Raw genomic sequence first — 2,558 nt, forward strand, 5'->3', positions numbered from 1 at the left:
GTTTGCAGCATCTTCTACTAATGTACATGCTTCAACTTCTGCTCCACCACGAGCAACAGCTGTGCCTGTAGGGGTACAATACATACTGCTGCCAAAGTCATTGGCTAACGCATGGTTAGTCCATAAAATTGGTGCACCAGTGTCAGTCGTATTTTCAGATTGGCTAGTCACATACAAAGCTACTTTTTCAAGACCCGAGAAAGGCACTTCAGCGTTACCAGTGCCAACACCGGTGACAGTAAATTTAATGCTAAATGGATCACTGCCCACAACCACAATATCAGCTGGATCGAGCGTTAAATTGTAGTCATAAGCATTTTCTACGGTCGTAACAGATAAGCTGGCATTAGCACCATCAGATCCATCAGTACCATCAACACCATTTACACCATCAACTCCGTCAGCACCATCACTGCCGTCAGAGCCACATCCTGCTAAACCAAAAGCAGCGATAAATGCTGCCGTAAGTAAGGTTTTATTATATTTTTTCATCTTAAATCCCCCGATTTAGATTTATAAGTATTGCACATACAAAATATAGGGAAATAAGACAGAAAGCTCGAGGGATGTTGCAAAGGTGTGATAGCAAGTTGTAAATTCGTTAATTGGAATCGGCAATTTCGTTTTTTGATATTCTCAGAATGGAAATTGGTGTGTTGATTCAAGTGATACTGATGAGTAATTCAATATACATAAATTAGAAAACATACTGAAGTCTAGAATGAACAGCTCGTAGGTACAGTAAATAAAAAGAGAGGCAATATTGCCTCTCTTTAGTTAGTTTCTTAAGTGATGATTAAGAAATGAGTTGTTATCTATTCAATAACTTACAAGCTTAGTGAACACTATCTAGACCATAGGTTTTGCCTTCAGCATGACACGTTGCACAAGACTCTACTGGTACAGCGTCTGCAGAGGTAATGTTATCACCAAATACAGTTGCACCATTACTCTTGAAGTGAGCAAGCGCAGCATCACCAGAGTGAGCGTGACAACTACGGCAAGCTTCAGCAACTGGAGAAATGTATTCTACAGTTGCACCATAATTATCAGAGGCAGCAATCGCAGTTCTACCTGAAGTCAACTTACCTGTACCATCAAAGAATGGCATCGCATCACCATCAGCATTTGCATCTTTATGACACGCTTGGCAATTGGTTTTAGTTGCTGGGTAGTTAACTAACTCACCATCTTTATCAATGTAAACTCCAGATGCTTCTTCTGCATATGTACCACTGTGGTAGCGGTGAGCAACAGTTGCTAAATCACGGTTATAATAGTGAAGACCTTCAACCTGTACAAACGTACCATCATCAGATTCAACGGCAACATCAGCATGATAAGAACCTGGATAGTTGTTGTTATGGCAATCAGCACATTGGGTAAAGTTAGTCACACCATGACGAGGTGCTTTAATGTGCGCCATATTGTCATGACAAGCATTACATTTTGCTTCATCAGCAGTTGTACGGTCATTACCCACTTGTGTAGGAGCGTTATAATCAGTTGAGTTGACAAAACGTAAGTTATCGGTAGTTTCATCACCTGTAGCTGCAGTATCACCAAATACAAAGTATTTAGTCTCAATGTTAGCAGGAATACCAACATCACAACCATCAGCAGTTGCAACTATCATATCGGTCTCTGCATCACCACACATGTTCATTTCAGACGACACATAAAGTGTTTTACCATCTAAATCTGTAGGATCTGCAAGTGTTTGAGTTAAGGTTAACTGACCACCTGTAACCACTGTTGCAGCGACACTTAACCCTGGAACATAATCACCGTTGTCATCAAGGGTACCCATTAAAATATTCTTCGCAAATGATGCGTTAAATAAATAATCAGTTAAATCAGTTCCATCAATTGGAGCCGCACCGTTTAATTCAACATCAATAATGACAGTTAATTCACCAGCAGCGACTTCAGCAGAAACCACATTTAACACTAAGCCATCAGTCAAGTCAGCTCGACGGTTAACACTGTGAGCTTCAACTGGGCTTAAGCTACCAGCACCGTGACAACCAGAACAAACAGCGTCACTTGATGGTACAATACCGTTATGGTTTTCACCCGTTGCTAAATCAACATCAACGTGACAAGACACACACGCTTCTTCGTAGACATTGTCGTTCCACTGAGTACCATTATCATGACATGCCGTACATTCATTTAACTCAGCAGGAAATCCAATTTCACCAAACATTTCTGCAGCTTCGCCCGTTAGCGAGTCAGCAATATGATGACCAGCATGAATGGTATGGATCATGGCGTTGAAGTTAGCATTAAAGCCAACATCTTCATCATCTTGTCCGCCCGCATAAGCAGGGTTATGACAAGCTACACAGTTTTCAACTTTTTGATAGTTATGGTGAGCACCAATGTTAGCGATACGCATATCTGTATCAGCATAACCGTCTAATGAACTATGACACTTAATACATGCCGCATTAGACACTGAATCTTTTTCAGAAACAGCTAACTCGCCAGTTGCTGGAATAAAATCTAGCGGTGTTGATAAAATTTTATCACTGATACCATTACCATCAGCATCA

At 40.8% G+C, this 2,558-nt stretch carries 1 protein-coding gene and 1 pseudogene; both read right to left on the reverse strand.

What is annotated here, in order from left to right:
• A pseudogene (locus tag IEY42_RS21870) lies at positions 1 to 492 on the reverse strand (OmcA/MtrC family decaheme c-type cytochrome); the annotation flags it as partial.
• Positions 493 to 835: 343 nt separating this feature from the next.
• Positions 836 to 2,558, reverse strand: a 1,723-nt coding sequence (locus IEY42_RS21875) for an OmcA/MtrC family decaheme c-type cytochrome (RefSeq protein WP_188927283.1), incomplete at its 5' end; no start/stop codon positions are given.

This window comes from Shewanella algicola, assembly GCF_014648035.1.
Classification (GTDB): domain Bacteria; phylum Pseudomonadota; class Gammaproteobacteria; order Enterobacterales; family Shewanellaceae; genus Shewanella; species Shewanella algicola.